Raw genomic sequence first — 24825 nt, 5'->3', positions numbered from 1 at the left:
CAAAACATGATTTTATTAAACAGTAATGCAGAACATATTTTTTGGTTGGGGCGTTATTTAGCACGTACTCAATATTTATGCAGTATTTTCCCTTTTCAAGATGTTGATACGGCATTGAACTATGCACATGCTTTTTGTTTGCCAGCATTTGATGCCGACTCAATGAATGAGTTAGTTTTAAATGCGGAGCAGCCGGCGTCATTTTCCAGCCAATTTCAATATGCGCAAAGTAATATTCAGGACTTAAGGGGTGTACTTTCAGCAAAAAGTTATGCAGAACTCAGCCGTTTAATTCGTAATGCGAGTGATAACCCAGGTTATATCTGTGACGTGGTAACAGATTGCCAAGATGTTTTAGAGTCCGAATCTGAAGATGTATTTTTATTTTTTAGTTTAGGACAAGCCATAGAGCAGCTTGATCGCCAGTTACGCATGCAGCAGGACATTCAACACACCCTAGCGAAGATTGAACATATTGTCATGGCTTTGGTTCAGTTTGGATGGGAAAGCGTGCAAGAGGCATGGTTGGCACTTAAACAGCAGCCGAATAGCCAAAACTTCTACCATTTCAGTGATCATATCCAAAATATGTTTGAGGTGGCTGTATGAGGCTCATGATCAACCATCAGACCCATTATGTTTACACTGATGTGGTAAACAGAAGCATTCAATATATCAAAATGACCCCGTCCACCAATGCACACCAACAGGTGCAAAATTGGGATGTGAGTGTGCCGGGGCAGCGTGATATGCAATTGGATACTTTTGGTAATGTGTGGTTGACCACAACGCAGCGCGAACCTTATCTGCAAATGACCATTATGGCGCAGGGCATCGTAGAGATGAATTTGAGTTCAAATGATTCAAATGCGGATGATTTAAACCCGAAATTGTTTTTACAGCCAACGCCGAGTACGCAGTACGATATTCACATGAAAAGTTTTGCCGATTGCTATGTCCCTCGTATCAATCGTGCCAATCTGATTCGTTTGGCTGAAGCGATATTGGCGCATATTCCCTATGTATCGAATCAAACATCGGTACATACTTCAGCGATTGATGCTTTTCATCATAAGCAAGGGGTATGTCAGGATCATAGCCATGTCATGATCGCAATGTGTCGCTATTTGGGTATTCCTGCACGTTATATTTCTGGGTATTTATTTGTGCCGAATAGTAGCCACCTTGCCAGTCACGCTTGGGTAGAAGTCTATATCGAAAATAAATGGTATTGTTTTGATGTCAGTAATCAGCTATTTACACCACAATCACATATTTATGTTGCGATTGGGCGGGACTACTGGGATGTAGCTCCAGTTCGAGGCGTTCGTGATAAAGGTGGTATTGAGTCTATGAGCTCAATTGTACAAGTGCTGAGTTGTTAATCATTTGAGGGATAAAAATGACCTATTGTTGTGCATTACGGTTAAAAGATGGCATGGTATTTATCAGTGATACACGGACAAATGCAGGTGTTGACCATATTTCAGTTTTTCGCAAACTTTATTCCTTTGGTATTGTGGGTGAGCGATTTATTACCATCCAAACCTCTGGAAATTTAGCCACAACACAAGCGGTCATTGGGCATTTACAAAATCAGCTAGAGGTCAAACAAGAGCCGAATTTATATAGTGTAAATACGATGTTCGAAGTGGCTGAATTGGTCGGGCATACCTTAAAAAAAGTCATCTCAGATGTCACATCAGATACTTTAGAACAAAGTAATTATTACTGTAGTTTATTGGTAGGCGGTCAAATTGGCAGTGCAGATATGCAGTTATATAACATCTATCCGCAAGGCAACTTTATTTGTGCGACACCGGATACCCCATATTTTCAAATTGGTGAAAGCAAATATGGCAAGCCGATACTCGACCGAACTTTGCGTTACGATATGCCACTCGATGAAGCAATGCGCTGTAGCTTGATTTCTTTTGATTCAACGATACGTTCAAATGTGTCAGTAGGTATGCCTTTAGATGCTTTGGTTTATAAAAAAGACAGTTTAGAAATACCAAATGGTAAGCGCATTTATGAAGAGGACCCATATTTCACCATGATCAGTAAAGGCTGGTCAGAAGCATTGCGTCAGGGTTTGATTGAATTGGCAAAACCAACAGCTGACTATTTTCAATAACCATTTGATCAACAAATCGATCAATTTAAAAAGTGAATAAAAAAAGCGAGATAAAAAAAAGCCCAGATTTGATCTGGGCTTTTTGATTTGGCGTAATTAAGCTAATTTACGTACAGGGCGCGCGCTCATACGGCATAATAATTCATAGCCAATGGTTCCGTTCGCTTCTGCAACGTCATCAACCAGACGATCTTTGCCCCAAAGCTCAACTTCAGTGCCTATCGGTGCATGCATACCGGTGATATCAATCGCAATCATATCCATGGCAACACGGCCAATCACACGCGTTTTCTGTCCATGGATGGATACATAGTTTTGTTTAGGGAAGGCACGTGGATAACCGTCACCATAACCAATCGACACAATCGCAAGATTCATTTCTTGTTCTGCAACGAAAGTCGATCCATAACCCACAGATTCACCAGCTTGAATGGTATTTAAAGCAATCACTTCAGCGGTAAAGGTCATCACCGGTTTAAGATCTAATGCTTCTACAGAACGGTCTGAGAAAGGTGTCGCGCCATATAGCATGATGCCTGGGCGAACAAAATCAAAATTCAGTTCTGGCCATTTGAAAATCGCAGCCGAGTTACAGCACGAACCCATGATTGGCGCACAAGCTTCTTTTACGTGTAAGAATTGTTCACGTTGTTGGTCATTTAAAGGATGATTTTCTGCGTCTGCATTGGCAAAGTGCATCGCCAGTACGCAAGTAAAACCTTCCGCCTTTAAAGCATTGATGACATCAATAATTTCAGGCACTTTAAAACCTAAACGGTTCATACCGCTGTTGAGTTTGACCCAAACTTTCAGACCTTGAGCAATATAGGCATCCTTATGTGCACGTAACCAATCTAGTTGTTGCTGATGATGCACCACACATTCAATTTTTTTATCGATGATAATTTGCATTTCATCATCTGAGAAAATGCCTTCAATTAAAGTAATGGGTTGTTCATAACCCAGTTCGCGAATTTCTAAGGCTTCTTCTAGGCAGGCAACACCGAAGGCATCACTGTCTTTTAAGGCTGCTAAGCAGTCTTTAACTCCATGTCCATAAGCATTGGCTTTCACCATGCTTACAATTTTAGCGGTTGGGGCAAGTTGTTTGACACGGTTTAAATTATATTGCAGTGCCTGACTGTCAATATAAACTGTTGCTTGGCGCACCCTAAATACTCCTTGGGAATGACAATTGGTAATTTGTGTTAGATACACTGTGGAGTAATAAATAAATACTAAAAATAGTTCTATTTAAAAATATTCACTATTGTAGACCTATCAACCTCAAATAGACATGAACATTTAAGTTTTTGATCATAAATTAATTTAAGATCGAAAAATCTATTAGGTTATTGATTGCAAATAATTTGTAAAAGTTTCAGACTTTATTTTTCATATAAAACTATACGTTCTAAAAGCTATTATGGTGTTAGATGCTCTCACTCAGGAAATTCTAAACTGTACGAGTTATGGCAAGACTCAGAAGATTGTGGAGAGTGGGTTCGTAATTTAAATGAACTCAAAGAGAGATTAAACAATGCATTTTAAACTTGGATATGTTGAATAAATAATGAAAATATTTTGTTATCTGGGATCGAGTACTTTATTTTTTTGTCAGTCAGTTATGGCTTGTATGCCACATTCACCCAATGACGTTTTTATTGCCCGTTACCAAGGTTCACTGGCAGTACAGGAGAGTTCAGACTTCATTTTTGAACTCAGTTCAGGTCAATTTATTTTTCGCTCAATACTAGATGAGGTTAAATATAAAAAGCCTACTCAATGGTACAGTGGATTTTCAGGTAAAAGTACAGCTAAAAACCAATTAATTATTGGTTTAGCTTATGCACCAGATGGTGCTAAACCCCAGCAATATCAAGTAGTTTCATTTGCAACATTAAACTGTAAGAATGACCAGCTTGTTTTATCTAAACCGATTGTCCCATTTTTAGCTTGGAATAAGCAGACCTCAAATTGTTCTACAGTCGATAGATCAGAGGTTGGGATTTTAGATGGTTTTATAGACTATGATCAGACACATTATTTGGCGCAACTGCAACAAAAGTATCCGACATGCAAGCAATTAAATAAAGCATTTCCATCACTTGAAATGGAAGAAAATAGTCAAGATTATAAATTACTCTCAAGTTGGAAACTATGGTGGGCAAAGTTAATAAGTCAGATTAAAACATGGTTTTAATAAAAAAGAGCAATGCAAGCATTACTCTTCATCATCATACTGAGCATAAAACTCAGGGGAGAGGTTACTAAATTTGGTGTATTGACCTTCGAAGGCAAGACGCACAGTACCAATTGGACCGTTACGCTGTTTACCAATAATAATTTCTGCAGTACCTGCTTCTTTAGACTCTTTGTTATAAACCTCGTCGCGGTAAATAAACATGATCAAATCGGCATCCTGCTCGATTGCACCTGATTCACGTAAGTCGGACATCACTGGGCGTTTATTAGGACGGTTTTCCAGTGATCGGTTCAACTGTGACAGTGCAATTACTGGGCAGTGCATTTCTTTAGCCAGTGCTTTTAAGCTTCGGGAAATTTCCGAGATCTCGCCAACACGGTTATCGCCCATACCGGGTACTTTCATAAGCTGCAAGTAATCGACCATAATGCAGCCAAGTTTACCGCCGTGCATTTTGGCAATTCGGCGCGCGCGGGCACGTACTTCCGTTGGAGGTAGTGCAGACGAGTCATCGATATACAAATTCTTTTCTTGGAGATGCACAATGGTACTGGTCACTTTTGACCATTCATCAGCATCCATTTTACCTGCACGTAAATGCCCTTGGTGTACACGACCGAACGAGGAAATCAAACGCATGGCAATCGAGTCAGCGGGCATCTCCATGGAATAAACCAGAGCGGGCAGGTTGTTATTAAACAGCACACTTTCAACCAAGTTCATGGCAAAAGTGGTTTTACCCATCGATGGACGGGCCGCTACAATAATCAAATCGCCTGCTTGCATACCTGAGGTTTTATTATCTAGTTCAACAAATCCAGTGGTTAAACCCGTGATACTGCCTTCAGTTTGTGAAAGTTCATTCAATTTATCAAAAACACTAGCAACGACAGAGTTAATAGCTTTAGGGCCTTGTGCTTTGGCGTTGTTGTTGTGTTGCTCGGCAATCGAGAAAATATTGGTTTCTGCTAGATCTAAAATTTCACTGACCGTACGACCTTTGGTGTCATAGGCATTTTGTAAAATTTCTGAGCTGACTTTAATCATGCTGCGTAAAGTGGAAAACTCTTTAATTTTTGCAGCATACGTTTCAAGGTTATAGAAACTTGAAGGTGAATCTGACATGAGTTGCATCAGATATTCTTCGCCACCAGCAGCATCGAGCAAGTTTTGTTTAATCAGCCAGTCATTGACCAAGACCGCATCATAAGGTGAGCTATCTTTTGACAGTTGATCGATGGCACGGAAAATATATTTATGACGGGTCGCATAAAAATCAGCTTCAGTCAGTACATCACCCACTTGCTCAAAAGATTCTGCAACGGTCATCAGTGCAGCAAGCACGGCTTGTTCAATCGCAAGGTTATGGGGTGGGGTACGAAACTCTTTCAACGAACTTTGTTCTGTGGTTTTTGCTGTTGGCGTAGAGTTTGGCTTGCTGGCATTCGCCTGTGACATAAAAATCCCTGATGCTGAAACCATTTAATGTGATGGAAATGGGTGCTAATTACAGTTTTTTCAACTCTTCATTGAACTGAAATGATAGGCGTTTTCTACAGAAATGCGAACAAGTATTTCCGATTAATTCGTCATACATTGAATTGAATGAAGAGTTAAAAATATAAAAAAGTTGGAGCACTATTTTTTACAGATAAAAAAAGAGCATGCGTAAGCATGCTCTTTTCTTTGCAAGAAATTACTCAGCTACGATAGTAACTAGAACTTCTGCAACAACATCATGATGCAATTGGATTGCGATGTTGAATTCACCAGTGTTGCGAAGCGCACCATTTGGTAAACGAACTTCTGCACGGTCTACAACAAGACCAGCATTAGTTAACGCGTCAGCGATGTCACGAGTACCGATAGAACCGAATAGTTTACCTTCGTCACCAGCTTTAGCAGTGATCACGATGTTAACTTCGTTCAATTGGTCAGCACGTGCTTGAGCAGCAGCTAATACTTCAGCTTCTTGTTTCTCAAGTTCAGCACGACGAGCTTCAAATGCAGCAGTGTTAGCTTCAGTAGCAGCAACTGCTTTACCTTGAGGGATAAGGAAGTTACGGCCGTAACCAGCTTTAACTGAAACTTTATCGCCTAATTTACCAAGGTTTTTAATGCGTTGTAATAAGATAATATCCACAGCTCAACCTCACTTATGATTGTCAGTGTAAGGGATCAAAGACAAGTAGCGAGCTTGTTTGATAGCAAGCGCTAATTGACGTTGGTAACGAGCTTTAGTACCTGTAATACGGCTAGGAACAATCTTGCCGTTTTCAGTGATGTACTGTTTTAAAGTGTCGATATCTTTGTAGTCGATGTACGTAACGTTCTCAGCTGTAAAGCGGCAGAACTTGCGACGACGGTAAAAACGTGCCATGTTATGTTCTCCTTATGCTTCAGCAGAGTCTTGAGCTTGTTGTGCTTCTTCACGTTGAGCTTTACGCGCACGTTTTTCTTCAGCACTCTTAGCCAATAGTGACTCTTCAGTGATAGCGTTTTCACGACGGATGATAAGGCTACGAATGATTGCGTCGTTGTAACGGAACAATTCTTCTAGCTCATCAAGAGTAGTTTGACCACACTCAACATTCATAAGAATGTAGTGAGCTTTGTGGATCTTGTTGATTGGGTAAGCCAATTGACGACGACCCCAGTCTTCAAGACGGTGGATTTGACCTTCAGCTTCTTTGATGTGAGTTAGGTAACGTTCTACCATACCCACAACTTGATCGCTTTGGTCTGGATGTACCAATAGTACGATTTCGTAGTGACGCATTGTCAGCTCCTTACGGTTTAGGCAGCCCCAATCATTAATTGATTGAAGCAAGGAGTCACAACCAAAGTTGTGTCGCAAAGTTTGCGAAGCGTGAATTTTAGAGCGTTTAGGTTTGAAATACAAGGCATGGATTTAAAATGCTTGAATTATTTATGGTTTAAGGCTGATTAGCGGTACGCAATAAAAACACCACATAACCTTTGAAATAAGGATCTTGAATTAAATGTTTGGGTGCTTGCCAAAGGCCATTTTGTACAAGGCCTATTTTATAAGGTAGTTTTAATTTTGAGACTTTATTCAAATAGCTCGTGTAATTCTCGATCGTGACACTACCACGATAAGTTTGAATAGCGATCTCATCAATATTGCGTCGCAAAACACTGAGCGTTTGCTGATCTTGAATATTTGTCCAATCCATTAAACCAGTAATGCTTAAACGATATTTTTGAGGTAGTTGCTTTCGTATATTTTCAAGGAATAAGGCATATTGATGAATGTTTTTAGTTTTTGCGTCAAAATCGATTTGTAAGCCTTGAATCTGATTGCCATTTTTTTCCCAATATTTAAGCCGCTGCAAAATTTGCTGAATATTGTTATTTGACCATTGTAAATGATGGCTACGGATTACAATCCAAATTTTCTGCTGTGGTTTATGGAGGACTTGAATACCTTGTGGGATAAACTCGGATTGCTTTAACGGTTTATTCCAATTCATTTCACCTTGTAAAATATAGAGCTCCGTGGCTTGCTGTAAGTAGGGGCTACTAGAAATATTGCCCCAAATCCAAAAACTTGAATAATGTGCTGCATTAACACGTTGCTGTATTTCGGTGTGAGCTTGTTGTGTATTTCCAGATTGGGCAGGTGAACATGCGGAACACAAAACAATGCTCAATATGAACAAAAGTTCTAATGTATTTACCCGCCTTATCACCTGCAAAATCATCATCAATTACCAATAATATTTTAGAGATTTAGCCCAGCTGGTTTCTGGATAGTCGCGTTTGATTTGATCAAACCATTGTTTTCGAACCGACTTATTTACATCTTTGTCTTGGCATTCATTATTGCCACTTGGCGCATAACATTGAATGGCACGGTACAGCGCATAAGCCGTTAATTCAGATTTTGTCCCTGTTTTAATAATGTTTTTATATACATCGCCACGGGCAAAATAAGTACCCTTGAAACTTTGCAGTGAATGATCAGGCAGGTAGTTGAGATTTAGTATGGTATAGGCTTGTGAACTACGCGCATATTCACCTAAGCATAAATTAAGGCTCAGGTCTTTTGGGTTGACTTGCAATTGTTGGGTCAAAGTTGCCAAGTCAGGACATTTAATCGAATTGCTCACGCTTGCACCTTTCCATAAGAAATTTGCAAATGATGGCTGATTGCGAAACTTCTCCGCAGTGTTTTGTTCAGTATTAAATTGAGCCGCGTTGCTTGGTAATTCACGATACGCTTGGTTAAATAAATCAAAGTTTTGATAAGCCAATGACTTATTTAGTAGGGTATAAAGCGCAACATTTTTTTGATCTTGCGTGGCCACGTTATTTTTGACCACAGACATTAAACTTTGTTCATTCGCTGCATCGACTAAATATTGTTGCTGTAGATAAGCTTGCTTGATTTTGGCTGAAGAACCAATAAATTGTGCAGTATTTTGCTGTTGAGCATAGTAACGATACAGCATAAGTTCAGCCAATCCACGTTGTTCGGCGGTTTTGCTGATGGAAAGTAGGTTTTCCCAATATTTTTGAGTGGTTTGATTTCGCCCACTAGCTTCCAGAATGCGGCCTTTAAGTAGTAGCTGACTCAACTGTAGGTAACTGTTGATGCTGCTCGGTACTTGTTGTGGCAGATATTTGAGTGCTTCTTGTGCTTTGTTTTGCACATAAAATAAGTGATTTGCCTGCAAATACTGGAACAGTTCTGGTGAATCTTTAAAATAATTTTTCTGTGCGTTTAACTCAGCCCATGAAATGACCACATCATCTGCCGTTTCTTTTTTGCGCATATGCATAAGGTCATAAATGCTAAGAAAAAATGGATCTTTCAAATTTTTGACATTGAGTCTATTACTTTGAAAAACATGTCGATCTAATTCATAAGGTAGATTTGGCAATTCTAAATTATAGACGCTGGATGTTGGATGATTGATTTGCCAAACATATTCATTGATCAGTAAATCGTGTTTACCGCTGAGCCAAAAACCACGTCTTAATAAACCGCGTGCGCTTGCAGCATATTGACCCTGCGGATAGAGCTTAAAGTACTGAGTAATGTTATTAAAAAAAGTGGTTAATAAGTTTTGATTGAGTTTGTCATGTACTAAATCACCATATTCACCAACACCACTTTGATAGGCTTCATTTAAGGTGCTACGAATAAGCATATATTGAGAAGTTTCTTTTAACCACGTTTGATCAACATTGGTTAGTACTGAATAAATCTTAGTCGCTGTGGAAAAGTGAGCATTATAAAAAGAGATCGTTGCATTTAAATAGGATACATATTGACGTGCAGCGGCAGACCAATTGGGATTCACGCTCAGTAAAGCTAATGTGTTTTCACAGTTATTAATTTTTTCACGCTCGTGGATCAACATGTCTTTTTCACTGCTTGAAAGCTTAGTGTCGGTTTTGACTTGTTGAATAAACGCGTGCGCACCATTTTGCAGGCTATTGCAATGCTCGTTATAGCTTAAATCTGGTGCTTTTAGAGGTTTGCGTGCATTTGGCAATTTATTGTGGCTATTCACTAAAAGACTGGAAACTTCAAAAGGGACTTTGCTATAGCTAGTTGTCCATAAAGTGGATTTTTCTTCTTGAATATTAAATTTGGCAATGCCTAAATCGCTAAGCAACAGCAGCATATTGGTTTGATTGTCATTTGCCGGCGTGAGCGCAGGCAATTCATTGCATGCAGTATAGGCATTGGTCTGAATTTCTGTCGAAGGTTCACAATAGACATCCATACCTGCATGACTGTGTGCACTAAAGAAAATGCCAAAAGGAATAAATGATGTGAAAAGAGCAGAGCGAAGAATTTTTTGTTGAGAAGACATAAGGCACAGTTATTTATAATTGTAGGTGCAATGATATCAAGTGGGGAAAGTTGATTGAAGATGCCTAGAAATAAAAAAGATAGAGTAAAACTCTATCTTTTTTAAAAAAATACAATTGGCTTTAGAGGGGCAGTGGAAGTAAAACTAAAAATTAAACTAATCACTGTGATCAATTTGACTGAAAACATGAAATATTGTTTTGCCCAAACTTGATCATCTTCAGCTTTGAATCCTTGAATGGTTAAATAAATCCAATACAGACTTAAGGCATTCAGGACAATCATATAAATCCAATTGGCATAACCATAAAAGTATAAACCGTTCATGGTAATGCAGAACAAAATCACGTAAACCAAAGATTCAACCTTGGTTCGATGAATTGAACGTGCTACAGGTAAAATTGGAATTCCTGCATTTTTGTAGTCATCAAATCGGTAAACTGCAATTCCCCAAGAATGAGGCATTTGCCAAAATGCATAACCAATAAAAATCAGTAATGCACCTAAATCAAACTGGTTTGCAACTGCCGTATACCCGATTACAGGTGGCGCTGCGCCAGAAAGACTGCCGATAATGGTTTGATGGATTGTTGTTCGTTTTGTCCATAAGCTGTAAAAACCAACGTATACGACAAAACCAATAACAGCAAAAAGAAAAGCGTAAGCATTTACCCAAAACCATAAAATGCTAAAACCAATTACACCTAAAACTAAAGCAAAAACTAAAGCAACAGGAATCGAGATTGATTTTTTAACCATCGCACGATTTTGTGTGCGTTGCATTTTTGAGTCGATGTCTTGGTCAATAACGTTATTGACAACACATCCAGAAGCGACCACAAAGAGGGTGCCTAAGAGGGTAAGAAGCAACAGAAGGAAATCTATAGAACCTTGGGCAGCTACAAAGTAGCCACCCAAAGCGGTAACAAAGTTACCAAAGAGAATTCCTGGTTTAGTCAGGAATAAATACTTTTTCAGCATGACGACCAGTTTAGATCATCATGTTGAAGTGAAGGTAGTTCATAATCCACACAGAACCTACTAAAAGGATAGCAATTGTGAGGATTGTATAAACAAATGCAATCACGTTCCAGCGTTGCTCTGAAGAAGAGTTCATATGCAGGAAGTAAACTAACTGAATAAGAACCTGAGCAACCGCAGTAATCGCGATTACGGCAACCAATAGACCGCGGCTAAAACCACCTGCCATTACCATACCGAATGGAATTACGGTAAGTAGAACAGAAAGGATAAAACCGATTGTATATTGTTTAACGTTACCGTGAGCTGCACCAGCAGAGTTATGATCGTGACTCATTAGATAACTCCCATCAAGTAAACAACGCTGAATACGCAGATCCAAACGATGTCAAGGAAGTGCCAGAACAAGCTTAGGCAAGCAAGACGACGAGTGTTTGGAAGTGTCAAACCATATTTCTTGATTTGGAACATCAACACAAGCATCCATACCAAACCAGAAGTTACGTGAATACCATGCGTACCAACTAGAGTAAAGAACGCAGATAAGAACGCACTTGTGCTTGGGCCATGACCAGCATGAACTAAATGGTTGAACTCATAAAGTTCCATGCCAATGAAGGCTGCACCAAATACCCAAGTAACTGCTAACCAAGTTAAAACTTGACCAACATTTTTCTTGTATGCTGCAAGAACAGCAAAACCAAAAGTTACAGAAGAGATAAGAAGGGCGAAAGTTTCAGTTAAAACGAAACCTAAAGATTCACCAAACAGCTCTTGTGCACTTGGCGTACCCACTGGAACGTGGCTACTTAATACAGCGAACGCGATGAAGAGTGTCCCGAAAAGAACCAAGTCACTCATCAAGTAAGTCCAGAAACCAAAGACAGTGATGTCAGTATCATCGTGATGATGATGTTCGTCATGTCCGTGGTTGTCGTGATGAAGTACTTCAGCCATTGTCTTAGTCCTTCTTCAAATGTTTTTCAAGAAGCGCGTAGCGTTCATTTTCAATACGTTCAACTTCTGCAGCTGGAACATAGTAGTCCACTTTCTTTGTGAAAGAAGAAACGATGAAGCTGATAATTGAAGCAATGAAAGTTACAACGACTAACCACCAGATATGCCAGATTAATGCAAAGCCCATAACTGTAATAAACATTGCAATTACGAAACCTGCCGCACGGTTTGTAGGCATATGGATGTCTTCGTATGTAGTTGGCTTAGCGTAAGCAACACCATTTTCTTTGTCAGTCCAGAAAGTATCAATACCATTGATCTTTGGAAGATAAGCAAAGTTATAGAATGGTGAAGGAGATGAAGTAGCCCACTCAAGAGTACGACCATCCCAGATATCGCCAGTAACGTCCATGTTGTCTTTGCGTTGAAGGAAACCAACAACGATTTGCATAACAAAACAGAAGATACCGATAGCAACCAATACAGAACCAAATAAAGCGATCGCTAAGTACGGATCCCATTCAGGGTTGTCATATGTATTCAAACGACGAGTCATACCCATGAAACCAAGGATATAAAGTGGCATGAATGCAAAGTAGAAACCGAAGAACCAGAACCAGAACGCTGCTTTACCCCAAGTTTCATTCAGTTTCCAACCAAACATTTTTGGCCAGTAGAAAATGATACCCGCGAACATCGCGAACACTACACCACCAATAATTACGTTATGGAAGTGAGCGATAAGGAATAAAGAGTTGTGTACTAAGAAGTCCGCTGGTGGAACTGCCATTAATACGCCTGTTAAACCACCAATACCGAAAGTCACAAGGAAGCCAAGTGTCCAAAGCATTGGAGTTGTATAGGTGATGCGGCCCTTGTACATGGTGAATAACCAAGAGAAGATTTTCACACCAGTAGGGATCGCAATGATCATGGTCATGATACCGAAGAACGCGTTAACGTTGGCACCAGCACCCATTGTAAAGAAGTGGTGAACCCAAACAACCAGTGAAAGAACACCAATTGCTACAGTTGCGTACACCATAGATTTGTAGCCGAACAACGCTTTGCGTGAGAACACAGCAGTAACTTCTGAGTAAATACCAAAAGCAGGTAATACCAAGATGTAAACTTCTGGGTGGCCCCAAGTCCAAATCAAGTTTACATACAACATTGGGCTACCACCCATGTCATTTGTAAAGAAGTGGAAGCCGAAGTAACGGTCAAGTGAAAGCATTGCAATAGTCGCAGTCAAAACTGGGAAAGTTGCAACGATAAGCACTACAGTAACTAATGCAGTCCAAGTGAAAATAGGCATGTCCATAAGTTTCATGCCAGGCGCACGCATTTTGATGATGGTAACGAAGAAGTTAACACCAGTAAGAAGCGTACCTAGACCAGAAACCTGAAGTGCCCAGATATAGTAGTCTACACCTACACCTGGAGAGTATTCGATGCCAGAAAGTGGAGGGTAAGCCATCCAACCTGTTGCAGCGAATTCACCAATTGCAAGAGAAGCCATCATTAAGCCCGCAGCGCCGGCAAATAACCAGAAGCTTAGAGAGTTTAATAATGGGAATGCTACGTCACGCGCACCAATTTGAAGTGGTACAGCAACGTTCATTAAACCAACAACTAGACCCATTGCTACGAAGAAGATCATGATTACGCCGTGGGCAGTAAAGATCTGGTCATAGTGTTCTGGGTGTAAGTAACCTTCACCGCCACCTTTTGCAAGGAACAGTTGAAGACGCATCATAATCGCATCGGCAAAACCACGCACAAGCATGACAATTGACACGAGGATATACATGATACCAATTTTTTTATGGTCTACAGATGTGAACCATTCGTTCCACAAGTAGCCCCATTTTTTAAAGTAGGTGATACCAGCAACAACTGCGATACCGCCAAGGATCATCATTGCAACAGTAACCAACACGATTGGATCGTGTGGAATTGCATCTGGTCCTAACTTACCTAATAAGCTCATGTCTTATTCCCCTGCAACAGTCGCATGTTCAACGCCTGCATGAGCTTCAGAAGCAGCAGCTTCGTGTCCAACAGTAGCTGTATGATCAGCACCGTGGTAGTTACTCATGTATTTATTGATCACTGATTCGAACAATTTAGGTTCTACTGAAGAGTAATAAGTCACTGGATGTGGCTTAGTAGGGTAAGGCTTCATTGCTTCAGCTTTAGCCTTTTCTTCAGGAGTAGTTGCTCTAGCAACTAAAGCTTCGATCTGGTGTTTAGAACGGTTGCCGTCACGTAAGGTTGCAAATTCAGCTTGGTCTAAAACAGTTTTTTGAACTGCTTCAGGATTAACTGAAGAACCATTACCAGCTTTAACAGCAGAAACCCATTCAGCAAACTGAGCATCAGTCACAGCATGTGCACGGAAGCGCATTTGTGAGAAGCCATAACCTGAATAGTTAGAAGAGAAACCACGGAAGCCTTCAGCAGGACTAGTTTCATCAGCTAATAAGTTCAAGTGAGTTTGCATACCTGCCATAGCATAAATCTGACCACCTAACGCCGGAATGAAAAATGAGTTCATTGTGAAGTTAGATGTTAAACGAAGGCTTACAGGAGTTTTCTCAGGGAAGCGGATCTCGTTTACAGTCGCGATGCCTTGTTCAGGGTAGATGAAGATCCATTTAAATTGTTCAGCAATAACTTGAACAGTTAAAGGAGCTTTATCTGACTCGAGTGGACGGTAAGGGTCATACTTGTGGGAACCCCACCAAGTTAACCAAGCTAAAATAGCGATAATAATTACGGGAATACCCCAAACTACAACTTCAATTGCAGTCGAGTGTGCCCAAGTAGGTGCATAGTCTGCATCTTTATTTGACGCGCGATATTTCCAACCAAACCAAAGAGCCATAAGTGCTGATGGAATAACTACCAACAACATTAGGTAGATCGCAGTAAGCATGAGGTTTGATTGACCTTCAGCAACTGGACCTTTTGAGTTTAGAAGTACCATATCACCACCACACCCAGTTAAGAGTGCAGCGATCGCAGATAAAGACAATACAGCTAAAATTGTTTGTCTCATTTTACAACCTCGGTGAAGAGTCCCATTCCCTAAATTTAAAATTTGGGATAGCGAATAAAGTGTCGCATGATTGTGATTTTTTCAGACATGAAAAAACAGTCACAATGATGCGACACCGCTACGTTGTAGGGCATTATGCCTGATATCGGCAAACTAAGCTATACATAAAGATGCTTTAAATGACTGTATTAAAACCCTATTTTGCTAGTCGGGATTGTATTTTTTTTATCTAAATTTTATTTTAATTTCAATATAATGCACAAAAAAGGGATGAAAAAATCATCCCTGAATAAAAGTGAAAATTATTGGTTTATTACCTTGGTTTTTGCCAATTTGTCATGCAAGGTTTGACGCTTCTTGCCGAAAATGAAAACGGAATCGATGATTACGCTTAATGGCATTGATAAAAAGTTCAGGAAAATAAATAAAACACTGCGTAAAGTGAAGCCACGCATGAGGTTGACAGGTTGACTGGTTTCAGCATCTACAATTTTAATCTTGGTGATTTTTTTACCAATGCTTTGACCTGATTTAGCAATCAAATACGCTTGAATGAAAAGCATGATAAATAGGTAGGCAAACATTGCAATCCAAGCTTGGTTGGGAAACATTTCAACCATTTGTGTTTGTAATGCCTGTAAAACATTAGGGTCAGCATTTGGGGTCATCACAGCTTGCATAAACTGTTCATTTAGATTGGCAAATTGTGTCTTTTCACTTGGATTAAAAAATGCCGTTAAGATAAAAGTTGCCGGTATCCAAAGCAGTAAATCAACGATCTTAGCCAGGACACGTTTAGGAATACTTGCTAGGCTAGTTTGCTCTTGTACCGCTTGAGACTGTGCGTAGGTATTTGATGGTGTAGTTGTAGTTTGATTTGATTCGAATGCTGTTGGTGCAGTATATCCTGCAGGCATATAAACCAACTGACCTTGAGTGAGTTCACCCAAAGCTTTCCATTCGGTCATACCTTGGTGCCAAACCAAGTCCGTGAGTAACACTTGTTGGCTCGCGAGCATTTGGTTAAGTTGTTCTAAGGTGTAGGGACCAGCTTGTTGGTTATTTCGTGCCAAGTAAATCTGCATAAAACTAAAATCTCAAAAAACGTCTGTAAAAGTATAAATAAAAAAAAAGACCCACATGTGGGTCTTTTTTTAACACAGTTTATTAAGCTTGTTGAGCTTTTTCTTCAGAAAGGAAGAACCAAGTGTCTAATACTGAGTCTGGGTTAAGCGAAACAGACTCAATGCCTTGTTCCATTAACCATTTAGCTAGGTCAGGGTGATCTGAAGGACCTTGACCACAAATACCTACGTATTTGCCAGCTTTACGACAAGCATGGATTGCCATAGAAAGAAGTGCTTTAACAGCTGGATCACGTTCATCAAATAGGTGAGAAACGATACCAGAGTCACGGTCTAGACCGAGTGTTAACTGAGTTAAGTCGTTAGAACCGATAGAGAAACCGTCGAAGTGTTCAAGGAACTGTTCAGCCAATAATGCGTTAGTTGGAAGTTCACACATCATAATCACTTTAAGACCGTTTTCACCACGTTTAAGACCGTTAAGCGCTAACAATTCAATAACACGTTTCGCTTCAGCAACAGTACGTACGAAAGGAATCATGATTTGAATGTTCGTTAAGCCCATTTCGTCACGTGCTTTTTTCAGTGCGCGGCATTCAAGTTCGAAGCAGTCACGGAAATTGTCAGACACATAACGGCTTGCACCACGGAAGCCAAGCATTGGGTTTTCTTCTTCAGGTTCGTATAACTTACCACCGATTAAGTTTGCATATTCGTTTGACTTAAAGTCAGACATACGAACAATCACTGGTTTGTCAGCAAACGCTGCAGCAAGTGTAGAAATACCTTCAACTAGTTTTTCAACATAGAATTCGATAGGGGATGCATAACCCGCAGTACGTGACATTACAGCAGCACGAGTTTCACGTGGTAGGCTGTCAATGTTAAGCAATGCTTTAGGGTGTACACCGATCATACGGTTGATGATGAACTCAAGACGAGCAAGACCAACACCTTCGTTAGGAATTTGAGCAAAGTCAAATGCGCGGTCAGGGTTACCTACGTTCATCATGATTTTGAACGGAAGTTTAGGCATAGATTCGATAGAGTTGCGTTGGATTTCAAAGTCCAAAGAACCTTCGTAAATAAAGCCTGTGTCACCTTCAGCGCAAGACACAGTCACTTCTTGACCATCAGTTAATACTTCAGTTGCATTACCACAACCTACGATTGCAGGAACACCAAGTTCACGTGCAATAATCGCAGCGTGACAAGTACGACCACCACGGTTAGTGACAATCGCAGCAGCACGTTTCATTACTGGTTCCCAGTCTGGGTCAGTCATGTCAGATACAAGTACGTCGCCGTCTTGCACTTTGTCCATTTCTTTGATTGAAGTCACAATACGAACGCGACCAGAACCAATACGTTGACCGATTGAACGGCCTTCACAAACTACATTACCTTTTTGCTTAAGTAGGTAACGTTCCATGGTGCCAACGTTTTGGCGGCTCTTCACAGTTTCAGGACGTGCTTGAACGATATAGATTTGACCATCATCGCCATCTTTCGCCCATTCGATGTCCATTGCTGAACCATAGTGGTTTTCAATGATCAATGCTTGTTTAGCAAGTTCTTGAAGTTCGTGGTCATTTAAAGCGAATTGTTGACGATCTGCTTTTTCAACGTCTACAACAACCACTGACTTACCTGCAGCACCTTCTTCACCATAAATCATTTTTTGGTGTTTAGAACCAAGGTTACGACGTAATACAGCGTGTTTGCCTGCATTTAAAAGTGGTTTAGATACATAGAATTCGTCAGGGTTTACAGCACCTTGTACAACCATTTCACCCAAGCCATAAGAAGCTGTGATGAAAACTGCGTCGCGGAAACCAGATTCTGTATCTAGTGTAAACATTACACCAGCTGCACCTGTTTCAGAGCGAACCATGCGTTGAACACCTGCAGATAACGCAACGACGTCATGTGCGAAGTTTTGGTGTACACGGTAAGAAATTGCGCGGTCGTTATAAAGTGAAGCAAATACTTCTTTAATCGCAATAAGGACGTTGTCGATACCACGGATGTTCAAGAAAGTTTCTTGTTGGCCAGCAAATGAAGCATCTGGTAAGTCTTCTGCTGTTGCAGATGAGCGAACGGCAACCGCGATATCAGGGTTGCCGTTTGAAAGAGCTGTGAAAGCCTCACGAATTTCTGTTTCAAGTTCAGCTGTAAGCGGAGTGTCTACAATCCATTGACGGATTTTTGCACCAGTTTCAGCAAGTGCATTTACATCGTCAACATTGAGTGCAGCAAGTTCAGCGTTAATTTTAGCGTTTAGGCCACTTTGCTCGAGGAATTCACGATATGCTTGAGCTGTAGTAGCAAAACCACCAGGAACAGATACACCAGCATTTGCGAGATGGCTGATCATTTCACCTAATGATGAGTTTTTACCACCCACGAGTTCTACGTCGTGTTTCCCTAATTTTTCTAGACCAATTACGCGCGCTTCCAAAGTTGTTACTCCACTTTTGCAGTATTAATCACTATCTTGGCATGAAATTATAACAAATTACTTAGCATTCTAAATTTACTAAGTGACAGTCATGTAAGATGGTTTACTATAAAGATTATATAGCACTAAGACAAATTTTGGAGGAGAATTTTAATGTCAGAAGGTAAACAGATTCAGCGTAGTGTTTTCTTTGTTTCGGATGGGACAGCGATTACCGCAGAAACGCTTGGTCATTCACTGTTAGCCCAGTTCCCTCATGTAGATTTTGACATTCATATTATTCCATATATTACCTCTGAAGAAGCTGCTACAAATGTGGTTGCAGAGATCAATCTTAGAGCGCAGCAAGACGGTCAAAAGCCTTTGGTGTTTGATACCCTTGTAGACCCGTATGTACGTGACATTATTAATACTGCAAATGCGATAAATCTTGATGTTTTTGAAGGGCTTATTAGTAAACTGTCTGACGAGTTAGGTACTGCGCCTACGACTTTAGTCGGTCAAACCCATGCAGTAACAGATTCTGAGTCTTATAAAGCACGTATTGATGCGGTGCATTTTGCTTTAGATAACGATGATGGGGCACGTACTCGTCATTATGATAAAGCCGACTTAATTTTAATCGGGGTATCACGTTCGGGTAAAACACCAACTTCCATCTATCTCTCTTTGCAATTTGGTATTCGTGTAGCGAACTATCCGTTGACAGAAGAAGACTTGGATGACAACCGTTTACCTGCAGTTTTACGTGAGCATAAACATAAGTTATTTGGCTTGATGATTGATGCAGAGCGCCTTGTAGCAATTCGTTCAGAACGTAAGGCCAATAGCCGTTATGCAAGTTTTAGTCAGTGCCAGATGGAATTACGTGCGATTGAAGGTATTTATATTTCAGAAGGAATTAAATACTTAAACGTGTCGGAAATGTCGATTGAAGAAATTTCAACACGTGTTTTACAAATGACAGGACTGAAACGTCGCATTGGTTAAGTGTAAATTGAGCCACTTCGGTGGCTCTTTTAATGATAATAAATTACTGTATAAATTATATAAAAATAGTATTAATTTTTGACTTGTCATACTTTTAATGAATGATAAATATTTAAAATATTGATGAAAATTTTTCTCAACATTTAGACTTAAAATTTAAGCAAATTCTGTATTCAAATGTGTACCAATTTGATGAATTTTTTTAGCTGAAAATTTATAAAATATGGCCTAATTGACAGCTTGAATCTTTTAAAATAATCCGTGCTGTGCTGTATTTTTAGCTATGAATTAAGCCTGAATAATCTACTTGATAAGAGTGGTGTATATACCTGATTTAGCACATACAGTTTAATATTTGATCAAGTTTTCAAAAATAGCTTGTTTAAATGCAAAAAAAATAGGCAAAAAATAGAATAAAAAATAATCAAACAGTTGCTTTTAGGTGTTAAATCTCAAGAAATGGCATCATTTATTTAATTGATGTGGTTGAAAAATAGTCAAATTAATAACATTCAGGCTTTAAAAGCTGATATGAAGTGATATTAAAATTGGATTTTTAGCAGTTATTTCCCTATTGAATATAGATTAGAACATAAGTAAATGTCGGCTGAATATGAGCATCGGTATAAATTTTCCAACTTATAGTTAGGGATTAAAAGAGTGGTGTAAGACCAGATTAAGCGACTGAAAAATTATTGGTTTGAAATAAATTTTTTATGAAGAATTGATCATAACTATTCAAAATTGCACGTCTATAAACTCGCTGTAGCTGATGGTGTAGGTCGGAGGCATGATTTAAGTCTGAGAGCTGAAAAGCATGTAGCACAATTAAAGCTATTTTCATTTATGGATTTTTAAGAATCCTTAGCCTTATCGAATGAAAGTATCCAATATAGTAGGGGAGCTACCAAAAGCCGCCAGAGATGGCTTTTGGTGTTGTGAGTTTTGATCAATCGGATAAATTCTAGTAATTGTCATGTGAAAATAATTGCAATGTAATTACTTTTCTTTAGGCTGGTTAGATTCACTGCGCACAATGACATCACACTCAAACGTATGCTCATCTAAAGCCGTGATTGAATTACTCTGAATTTTTGCAATAGGCCAAGTGTTTAAGATGCAGTTGGGCTGCTGTAATGCTGCATAATAATGATCCGATTTTAGGAAGGTTTTGTTCTGAATTGCGGTATTTGGACTGAGTAAATGTCTTAACCAATGGTTCGGCACTTGATCTTCTAAAAAGCGAATCGCCAAAATACTCTTAATACGATTGCTAAATAAACGTCGATTTTTTGCAATCAGTGGATGTTGAATTAATTTATTCAATAGACGTTCAGTACGCGGTAAAACAAATTGCGGTTTGATTTGATAGACCATGATGTTATCTGCAACCTGACATAGATGATGTAGTTCAGAGACCACATGCTGATCTATCCCAATAATTGCGATTTTTTGATTCTTAAAATCATAATCTTTGATCTGTTCTGAACTGATGATCGTTCCACGAAAGTGTTCAAAATCCTCTAGATGATTATTAAAAATATGGTGGGTTGCATCCTGCTTGTTGGCCATATTTATTCCTTGTCTTTTGTTTTTTTAGTTGAGTCTTAGATAGGAATATATTCTGTGATGGGCCAGTCGGGGTAAAGCGTTTTTTCAGTCTGATGAGTCATACAATTTGTCTAGAATTGATTTGCTTGGCCCTTGTCATTTATACATTTCTAGGAGTGAACTGATTTTTTTATGCGTTGAAGTTCATCTTTCGCTCAAGCAGGTCGAAATAATGAGCGACCTGCATGAACAGCTTTTGAGATCTATAATTTTGTGAGTTTTAAAGTGGTTCATCATCTGATGAGTTATAGTCAAGCTGACTCGTGGTTGAATGTTTAAGTTCGGGTTGGTCGGTATGGGTACGTAAATAGTCCATATCACGAATATTTTTTTGTACAGCAACTGCACCAAACAGACTCATTAGGAAAGCCATCATGTAAAAACCTTTTTCACTTAATGCCAGTTCAGCATTCCATAGACCAATGGCAAGAAGTACGAGGCAAATAATGACGGATGCCCAGCACAGTCCAAAGTAGATTGCAGTGACATGCATTCCTTCTAAACGGTCACGAATGATTTTTTGTAGTGAAACCGATGAAAATAATCCATAAAGCAATAAAATGAGATAAAAGCCTTTTTCATTCAACATCATATTTGCATTGAATAAACCTATGCAAAACACTACAGCGCCTAAGATCAGTGCACACCAACTTGCTGCGATAAATGCGGGTGTGGGTTTATTAATATATTGGCTCATCTGCTTATTTTTCTCTTTGTTTTGCTTATGTTTAATATTTATACAGCAATAAAAATGAGTAAAGCAATTATTTCGTTGAGGCAATGATGGTTTTTAAGTACAGGTTTGGTCGTTGTTAGCCGAAACCATATTATCTGTTGACTGCTATCCGTCTAAAGAGCCACAAAAAATGTAGTCACAATTCTACCTTTAGACGGATTAAACGCTTGGATTAGATCATTAAGTTTAGAGTCTTAAGCGAGATCATTTTTGATTTGCATTAAACGTTCGAAGTTTGCAATGCGCTTATCGGTATCGTAAATGTCGCAGGTGAAAATAAATTCATCAACGTCATATTTGGTGAGTAGGTTTTCTAAACCTGCTCGAACGGTTGCATTTGAACCGACTTGTCCCATAGCGTAGAAATTGTCGACAGACATCTTTTCTGCAGCAGACCATAAGCCTTGCATACTGTCGACTGGAGCTTTGAGTTTTAAACTTTGACCACGCATTAAACCTAAAACCCGTTGATAAGCACTCGTTGCTAGATATTCTGCTTCTTCATCTGTTTCAGCAACAACCGTTGGTACGCCCATAGAAACATAAGGTTGATCTAAATATTCGGATGCTTGGAAAGTCTCACGATAGAGCTGAATCGCTTGTCCAAGCATGCGTGGTGCGAAATGAGAAGCAAAAGAATAGGGTAGACCTAAACGTGCAGCGAGTTGTGCACTGAATAGACTTGAACCTAGAAGCCATACAGGAACATGTGTATTTTGTCCCGGTGTGGCAATGATGCGCTGGTGAGGTTCAGGTGCTTTGAAGTATTGTAAAATCTCAAGAACATCTTGTGGAAATTGATCTTCGGTTTCCTGACGGCCACGGCGTAATGCGCGCATGGTGGTTTGGTCAGTACCTGGTGCGCGACCTAAGCCGAGTTCAATACGTCCAGGATATAACGTTTCAAGTGTGCCAAATTGTTCAGCGACAACTAAAGGCGCATGGTTGGGCAACATAATCCCGCCTGAACCGAGCTTGATGGATTGTGTATTTGCTAAGAGATAACCGAGTAAAACCGCAGTTGCAGAACTTGCGATGCCGTCCATATTGTGGTGTTCGGCTAACCATAGACGGTCATAGCCAAGTTGTTCTGCTTTCTGTGCTAACTGGAGTGCATGTTTGAGCGAAAATTCGATGGTTTTATCATCTCGAACAGGTGCGAGTTCAAGTATTGAAAATTTTGTATCGGCTAGAGTACGCATGTTTTCTCTCAGAGATCTTTATATCGAAATAATACGATATAAAAAGCTGAATGTATATCGAATAAATTCGATATGGTTGTGGGGCGGTGTAAAAAGACAACTTTAGATATATCTAAACTTTTTTTATATACAAAAAAAGCACCCGAAGGTGCTGATTTTTTTCCATTGAAATATATCGATTAACGTTTACCGTTTTTGTACCAACCTAAGTGACGACCATTGTCTCCACGGTAGCCTCGGTCGTTGTAGCTGTAATTATTGGTACGATAGCCACGGTTGTTATAACGACGGTCATAGCGATCATCATAACGGTCATTATAGCGACGGTCTTCAGACACTTTTTTACCTAGTGCAGAACCACCAGCTGAACCAAGTGCAGCACCGATATAACCACCGTTTGTGCCGCCCATGTTTTTACCTACGGTATAACCACCTGCGCCACCAAGTGCACCACCGATGATGGCACCATTACGGTCACGTTTGTTTGCCGATGCTGCTGCACCTGCACCGCCACCAATTGCTGAACCAATCATTGCGCCAGTTTGGCCGCCAACTTGGTTACCGATTGCTGCACCAACAACACCACCTAAAGCAGATGTTAATGCAGTATTGGTGCTATTACCTGCATGTGTTGCAGTCATGGTAAGCGCTGAAGCGGCAATTGCTGCACTGAATAGAATTTTATTAATTTTCATTTTTAAACTCCTTACGAAGCATGATGTTTATCTGTTGATATCAATATATGAAAACACATAGCGAATATTTGGAGCGTGATGTGAAATAAAATACGTGTTCCGTTGCTGCAATGTAAATTTTGCACTTTATTTCTACATGATTGATTACATGGATAGAGTGGATCAACTCTACATATTTGAGGTGCAATAAATAAAGTTGTACTTATCATTTGAAAAAAGGCGATATATAAAAAAAGCACCCGAAGGTGCTCTTTTCACTGTCCAATAAGTTTGGACTCACTAATTTTGAATTAGTGACGACGACGGTAACGTTTTTTGTATTTACGTTCTTGGTGTTTGTCGTAGGCTTTATCTTTAGAAATTTTGTTACCTAAAGCAGCACCACCAGCAGCACCAAGTGCAGAACCGATGTAACCACCGTTTGTACCGCCCATGCTTTTACCAACGGTATAACCTGTACCGCCACCTAAAGCACCACCGATTGCAGATTCTGTACGGTTTCGTTTATTACTTGCTACCGCAGCACCACCAGCACCACCAAGAGCAGCACCAATTGTAGCGCCGGTATTACCGCCCATGTTTTTACCAATTGCAGTACCTGCAACACTACCTAATGCACTAGCTGCAGCAACGCGTGTTGTACTATCTGCATTTGCAGACACAGTGAACATAGAAGCAGTTGCTAGAGTGGCTGTCATTAAAAGAGTATTCAGTTTCATAGTTCACTCCATGTCCTTCATAAACGCGAGGACTTTTTCATAATCATTTCGATGGCAGTAAATGTAACAAAACTATTCGCTATAAATATGGAGAGCTTTCACTTTATTTAGTGATTTGAGTGTCTAGTTTGTA

24 protein-coding genes are annotated in these 24825 nt (G+C 39.7%); 5 read left to right on the top strand and 19 right to left on the bottom strand.

Annotated elements, in window-relative coordinates; genetic code table 11:
• Window positions 1-6 precede the first annotated feature (6 nt).
• Genes FTU83_RS01830 through FTU83_RS01820 form a run of 3 tightly spaced genes read left to right on the top strand, consistent with a single transcriptional unit; the run spans window position 7 to window position 2137 of the window.
• Window positions 7-609, top strand: a complete 603-nt coding sequence (locus tag FTU83_RS01830) for an alpha-E domain-containing protein (RefSeq protein WP_168377743.1) — start codon at window positions 7-9, stop codon at window positions 607-609.
• Window positions 606-1385 (top strand): transglutaminase family protein, encoded by a 780-nt coding sequence (locus FTU83_RS01825; RefSeq protein ID WP_168377742.1) that lies wholly within the window; start codon window positions 606-608, stop codon window positions 1383-1385. Before FTU83_RS01830 ends, FTU83_RS01825 begins: the two co-directional genes overlap by 4 nt.
• Before the next feature lie 17 nt (window positions 1386-1402).
• Complete coding sequence (locus tag FTU83_RS01820) at window positions 1403-2137, top strand: proteasome-type protease (protein WP_180010367.1); 735 nt, start codon at window positions 1403-1405, stop codon at window positions 2135-2137.
• Between the two features lie 96 nt (window positions 2138-2233).
• Here FTU83_RS01820 and alr read toward each other — a convergent pair whose 3' ends face one another.
• Window positions 2234-3307 carry an alanine racemase gene (alr, locus tag FTU83_RS01815; protein WP_180105553.1) on the bottom strand — a complete coding sequence of 358 codons (1074 nt, stop codon included), beginning with the start codon at window positions 3305-3307 and terminating at the stop codon, window positions 2234-2236.
• 466 nt (window positions 3308-3773) lie between these two features.
• Here alr and FTU83_RS01810 point away from each other — a divergent pair, with 466 nt between their 5' ends.
• A complete protein-coding gene (locus tag FTU83_RS01810; protein WP_180105588.1) occupies window positions 3774-4340 on the top strand; it encodes a hypothetical protein in 567 nt (188 codons plus the stop codon).
• Window positions 4341-4361: 21 nt separating this feature from the next.
• Here the strand turns inward: FTU83_RS01810 and dnaB are convergent, their stop codons facing one another.
• The 13 genes from dnaB to ppsA form a co-directional block, all read right to left on the bottom strand.
• Window positions 4362-5801 (bottom strand): replicative DNA helicase, encoded by a 1440-nt coding sequence (gene dnaB / locus FTU83_RS01805; RefSeq protein ID WP_078188586.1) that lies wholly within the window; start codon window positions 5799-5801, stop codon window positions 4362-4364.
• Window positions 5802-6039: 238 nt separating this feature from the next.
• Window positions 6040-6486: a 50S ribosomal protein L9 gene (gene rplI / locus FTU83_RS01800; protein ID WP_078188585.1), complete on the bottom strand. Its 447-nt coding sequence runs from the start codon at window positions 6484-6486 to the stop codon at window positions 6040-6042.
• Between the two features lie 9 nt (window positions 6487-6495).
• The gene (rpsR, locus tag FTU83_RS01795) at window positions 6496-6723 is read right to left on the bottom strand and encodes a 30S ribosomal protein S18 (protein ID WP_004278792.1); all 228 of its coding nucleotides are present in this window, start codon (window positions 6721-6723) and stop codon (window positions 6496-6498) included.
• A 12-nt stretch (window positions 6724-6735) separates the two neighbouring features.
• Window positions 6736-7122, bottom strand: a complete 387-nt coding sequence (rpsF, locus tag FTU83_RS01790) for a 30S ribosomal protein S6 (RefSeq protein WP_004696436.1) — start codon at window positions 7120-7122, stop codon at window positions 6736-6738.
• A gap of 157 nt (window positions 7123-7279) precedes the next feature.
• A complete protein-coding gene (locus FTU83_RS01785; RefSeq protein ID WP_180105587.1) occupies window positions 7280-8068 on the bottom strand; it encodes a DUF3142 domain-containing protein in 789 nt (262 codons plus the stop codon).
• A 6-nt stretch (window positions 8069-8074) separates the two neighbouring features.
• A complete protein-coding gene (locus tag FTU83_RS01780) occupies window positions 8075-10192 on the bottom strand; it encodes a hypothetical protein (RefSeq protein ID WP_180105552.1) in 2118 nt (705 codons plus the stop codon).
• Between the two features lie 101 nt (window positions 10193-10293).
• Window positions 10294-11172, bottom strand: a complete 879-nt coding sequence (cyoE, locus tag FTU83_RS01775; protein WP_180105551.1) for a heme o synthase — start codon at window positions 11170-11172, stop codon at window positions 10294-10296.
• Between the two features lie 10 nt (window positions 11173-11182).
• Window positions 11183-11509: a cytochrome o ubiquinol oxidase subunit IV gene (locus FTU83_RS01770; protein WP_078188582.1), complete on the bottom strand. Its 327-nt coding sequence runs from the start codon at window positions 11507-11509 to the stop codon at window positions 11183-11185.
• The gene (gene cyoC, locus FTU83_RS01765) at window positions 11509-12129 is read right to left on the bottom strand and encodes a cytochrome o ubiquinol oxidase subunit III (protein ID WP_078188581.1); all 621 of its coding nucleotides are present in this window, start codon (window positions 12127-12129) and stop codon (window positions 11509-11511) included. The genes FTU83_RS01770 and cyoC overlap by 1 nt, the downstream gene beginning before the upstream one ends.
• 4 nt (window positions 12130-12133) lie before the next feature.
• Window positions 12134-14122, bottom strand: coding sequence for a cytochrome o ubiquinol oxidase subunit I (gene cyoB, locus FTU83_RS01760; RefSeq protein ID WP_067767311.1), 1989 nt, complete (start codon window positions 14120-14122; stop codon window positions 12134-12136).
• 3 nt (window positions 14123-14125) lie between these two features.
• On the bottom strand, window positions 14126-15193 hold the full coding sequence (gene cyoA, locus FTU83_RS01755) for a ubiquinol oxidase subunit II (protein ID WP_180051123.1): 1068 nt from the start codon (window positions 15191-15193) through the stop codon (window positions 14126-14128).
• Window positions 15194-15495: 302 nt separating this feature from the next.
• Window positions 15496-16278, bottom strand: coding sequence for an RDD family protein (locus FTU83_RS01750; protein WP_180105550.1), 783 nt, complete (start codon window positions 16276-16278; stop codon window positions 15496-15498).
• 82 nt (window positions 16279-16360) lie between these two features.
• Window positions 16361-18739: a phosphoenolpyruvate synthase gene (gene ppsA, locus FTU83_RS01745; RefSeq protein WP_180105549.1), complete on the bottom strand. Its 2379-nt coding sequence runs from the start codon at window positions 18737-18739 to the stop codon at window positions 16361-16363.
• Window positions 18740-18892: 153 nt separating this feature from the next.
• On the opposite strand from ppsA, the gene FTU83_RS01740 reads away from it, so the two are divergent.
• Entirely contained in the window at window positions 18893-19729 is an 837-nt protein-coding gene (locus tag FTU83_RS01740) for a pyruvate, water dikinase regulatory protein (RefSeq protein WP_078193964.1), read from the top strand.
• 999 nt (window positions 19730-20728) lie between these two features.
• Here FTU83_RS01740 and FTU83_RS01735 read toward each other — a convergent pair.
• From FTU83_RS01735 to FTU83_RS01715, 5 genes are all read right to left on the bottom strand, one after another.
• Complete coding sequence (locus tag FTU83_RS01735; RefSeq protein ID WP_180004943.1) at window positions 20729-21301, bottom strand: flavoprotein; 573 nt, start codon at window positions 21299-21301, stop codon at window positions 20729-20731.
• Between the two features lie 259 nt (window positions 21302-21560).
• Window positions 21561-22037, bottom strand: coding sequence for an inner membrane protein YiaA (gene yiaA, locus FTU83_RS01730; protein ID WP_180007913.1), 477 nt, complete (start codon window positions 22035-22037; stop codon window positions 21561-21563).
• A gap of 233 nt (window positions 22038-22270) precedes the next feature.
• Window positions 22271-23278, bottom strand: a complete 1008-nt coding sequence (locus FTU83_RS01725) for an LLM class flavin-dependent oxidoreductase (protein ID WP_180105548.1) — start codon at window positions 23276-23278, stop codon at window positions 22271-22273.
• Between the two features lie 179 nt (window positions 23279-23457).
• A complete protein-coding gene (locus FTU83_RS01720) occupies window positions 23458-23973 on the bottom strand; it encodes a hypothetical protein (protein ID WP_180022018.1) in 516 nt (171 codons plus the stop codon).
• Between the two features lie 290 nt (window positions 23974-24263).
• Window positions 24264-24692 carry a glycine zipper domain-containing protein gene (locus FTU83_RS01715; RefSeq protein WP_078193959.1) on the bottom strand — a complete coding sequence of 143 codons (429 nt, stop codon included), beginning with the start codon at window positions 24690-24692 and terminating at the stop codon, window positions 24264-24266.
• Window positions 24693-24825: the final 133 nt, after the last annotated feature.

It is taken from the genome of Acinetobacter sp. YH12152 (assembly GCF_013418285.1).
Classification (GTDB): Bacteria; Pseudomonadota; Gammaproteobacteria; order Pseudomonadales; family Moraxellaceae; genus Acinetobacter; species Acinetobacter amyesii.
This window is presented reverse-complemented; position numbering and strand designations above follow the sequence as displayed.

Coding starts and splice junctions, on each gene's coding strand:
- FTU83_RS01830 (WP_168377743.1), top strand. CDS start 7: ATGATTTTATTAAACAGTAATGCAGAACATATTTTTTGGTTGGGGCGT.
- FTU83_RS01825 (WP_168377742.1), top strand. CDS start 606: ATGAGGCTCATGATCAACCATCAGACCCATTATGTTTACACTGATGTG.
- FTU83_RS01820 (WP_180010367.1), top strand. CDS start 1,403: ATGACCTATTGTTGTGCATTACGGTTAAAAGATGGCATGGTATTTATC.
- FTU83_RS01810 (WP_180105588.1), top strand. CDS start 3,774: ATGCCACATTCACCCAATGACGTTTTTATTGCCCGTTACCAAGGTTCA.
- dnaB (WP_078188586.1), bottom strand. CDS start 5,801: ATGTCACAGGCGAATGCCAGCAAGCCAAACTCTACGCCAACAGCAAAA.
- rpsR (WP_004278792.1), bottom strand. CDS start 6,723: ATGGCACGTTTTTACCGTCGTCGCAAGTTCTGCCGCTTTACAGCTGAG.
- rpsF (WP_004696436.1), bottom strand. CDS start 7,122: ATGCGTCACTACGAAATCGTACTATTGGTACATCCAGACCAAAGCGAT.
- FTU83_RS01785 (WP_180105587.1), bottom strand. CDS start 8,068: ATGATTTTGCAGGTGATAAGGCGGGTAAATACATTAGAACTTTTGTTC.
- FTU83_RS01780 (WP_180105552.1), bottom strand. CDS start 10,192: ATGTCTTCTCAACAAAAAATTCTTCGCTCTGCTCTTTTCACATCATTT.
- cyoE (WP_180105551.1), bottom strand. CDS start 11,172: ATGCTGAAAAAGTATTTATTCCTGACTAAACCAGGAATTCTCTTTGGT.
- FTU83_RS01770 (WP_078188582.1), bottom strand. CDS start 11,509: ATGAGTCACGATCATAACTCTGCTGGTGCAGCTCACGGTAACGTTAAA.
- cyoC (WP_078188581.1), bottom strand. CDS start 12,129: ATGGCTGAAGTACTTCATCACGACAACCACGGACATGACGAACATCAT.
- cyoB (WP_067767311.1), bottom strand. CDS start 14,122: ATGAGCTTATTAGGTAAGTTAGGACCAGATGCAATTCCACACGATCCA.
- cyoA (WP_180051123.1), bottom strand. CDS start 15,193: ATGAGACAAACAATTTTAGCTGTATTGTCTTTATCTGCGATCGCTGCA.
- FTU83_RS01750 (WP_180105550.1), bottom strand. CDS start 16,278: ATGCAGATTTACTTGGCACGAAATAACCAACAAGCTGGTCCCTACACC.
- FTU83_RS01740 (WP_078193964.1), top strand. CDS start 18,893: ATGTCAGAAGGTAAACAGATTCAGCGTAGTGTTTTCTTTGTTTCGGAT.
- FTU83_RS01735 (WP_180004943.1), bottom strand. CDS start 21,301: ATGGCCAACAAGCAGGATGCAACCCACCATATTTTTAATAATCATCTA.
- yiaA (WP_180007913.1), bottom strand. CDS start 22,037: ATGAGCCAATATATTAATAAACCCACACCCGCATTTATCGCAGCAAGT.
- FTU83_RS01725 (WP_180105548.1), bottom strand. CDS start 23,278: ATGCGTACTCTAGCCGATACAAAATTTTCAATACTTGAACTCGCACCT.
- FTU83_RS01720 (WP_180022018.1), bottom strand. CDS start 23,973: ATGAAAATTAATAAAATTCTATTCAGTGCAGCAATTGCCGCTTCAGCG.
- FTU83_RS01715 (WP_078193959.1), bottom strand. CDS start 24,692: ATGAAACTGAATACTCTTTTAATGACAGCCACTCTAGCAACTGCTTCT.